General features: G+C 61.0%; 1 protein-coding gene. It reads left to right on the top strand.

All coding sequences use genetic code 11. The features are described 5' to 3' along the window. The first annotated feature begins 138 nt into the window (after positions 1-138). Positions 139-1155 (top strand): IS110 family transposase, encoded by a 1017-nt coding sequence (locus F6X40_RS41420; protein ID WP_187631880.1) that lies wholly within the window; start codon positions 139-141, stop codon positions 1153-1155. Positions 1156-1422: the final 267 nt, after the last annotated feature.

Here is a 1422-nt window from a genome sequence, read left to right as displayed (position 1 = left end):
AGGAGATGGTATGGACGCCTCCCTCCCGCGTCGGATAGGAGAGGCAGTAGGAACGGCGGAGCCCTCGCTATACCCGACGGCATCAGAGTGCCAAAGTGGCGGTGTCAAAACGACCAGTAAGGGTAAGGAGGGCTCGAAATGAAGACTACGACATTTGGCGTGGACTTGGCAAAGCGGGTCTTTCAGGTGCACTGGGTAGACATGGACACAGGCGAGATCAACCGTCGTCAGCTCAAGCGCGAACAGCTCGTGACGTTCTTCGCGAAGCAGGCGCCCGCGCTCATCGCGATGGAAGCGTGCGGCAGCGCCCATTACTGGGCACGCCGCTTCGCGAGCTTCGGTCATCAAGTCCGGCTCATTGCGCCGTCATTCGTCCGACCGTTTGTGAAGCGCAACAAGACCGATGTGGCAGACGCGCAGGCGATCTGGGAAGCTGCACAACGGCCGGAGATGCGTTTCGTCGCTGTGAAGAGCGAAGCGCAGCAAGCGGTGCTGACGCTGCACCGCGTGCGCGCACAACTGCTCAAGATGCGTCGCATGCAGATTAACCAGACGCACGGCTTGCTGTACGAGTTCGGCGCGGCAGTGCATCGCGGCTCGCACAGCATGAACGACGCGGCCCGCATGCTTGGCGAGCTGGCCGACGCTTTGCCCGCCATGGTCATCGACACGCTTCGCGAACAACTGCAGCGTATCGAAGCGCTCACGCGCGACATCCGTGCCATTGAACACCGGCTCGCAGCATGGTTGCGCCAGGACGAAGGGGCCACGCGGCTCGCCGCCATTCCGGGTGTGGGCCTGCTCACGGCGACTGCCGCCATTGCCACCATCGGCGAGGCGAGTACGTTTCGCTCCGGGCGCGAGTTCGCCGCGTTCCTCGGTTTGGTGCCACGGCAAAGCGGCACGGGAGGTCGCGTCAAGCTGCTGGGCATCAGCAAAAGAGGCGACGTGTACTTGCGTACCTTGCTGATTCACGGCGCGCGCGCAGTGCTCTCGCATCCGAAGCACCTGAGCGACGCGCTGCAACGTTTGCTCGCGCGACGACCGTTCAATGTAGTGGTCGTCGCGCTCGCAAACAAAACGGCACGCACGATCTGGGCGCTGCTTGCCCACGCTCGAACGTACCAATCTGGTTACGTGGCTCACGCTGCGTAGAAGATCAACTAACTATGGAGACGTGGTCGTTAATAGGTTGCGCAGGTTGATATACATGTGATGGCGAAACAGGTCGGACCGCGGGGAAGCAAACCTGAATTCTGTCTTGTCCTTCGAGGACTCGCAGGAGATGAGGACTTCCCCGGCAGATTCCATCAGGGCCAGCGGATCACCATCCGCACCACAGGCCGGATATAAGTCTGCAACCTCATCCTGTCCGTCACACACCGAATATCACCTGGCAAACCGGGAGGCGTCCATATAAGA

The sequence above is a fragment of the Paraburkholderia sp. UCT31 genome (assembly GCF_014397655.1).
Lineage (GTDB): Bacteria > Pseudomonadota > Gammaproteobacteria > Burkholderiales > Burkholderiaceae > Paraburkholderia > Paraburkholderia tuberum.
Note: the sequence above shows the minus strand (reverse complement) of the source record. Positions and strands in the feature narration are given on the sequence as shown.

Excerpts from the sequence above, each read along its gene's own strand:
- F6X40_RS41420 (WP_187631880.1), top strand. The coding sequence starts at position 139 with ATGAAGACTACGACATTTGGCGTGGACTTGGCAAAGCGGGTCTTTCAG.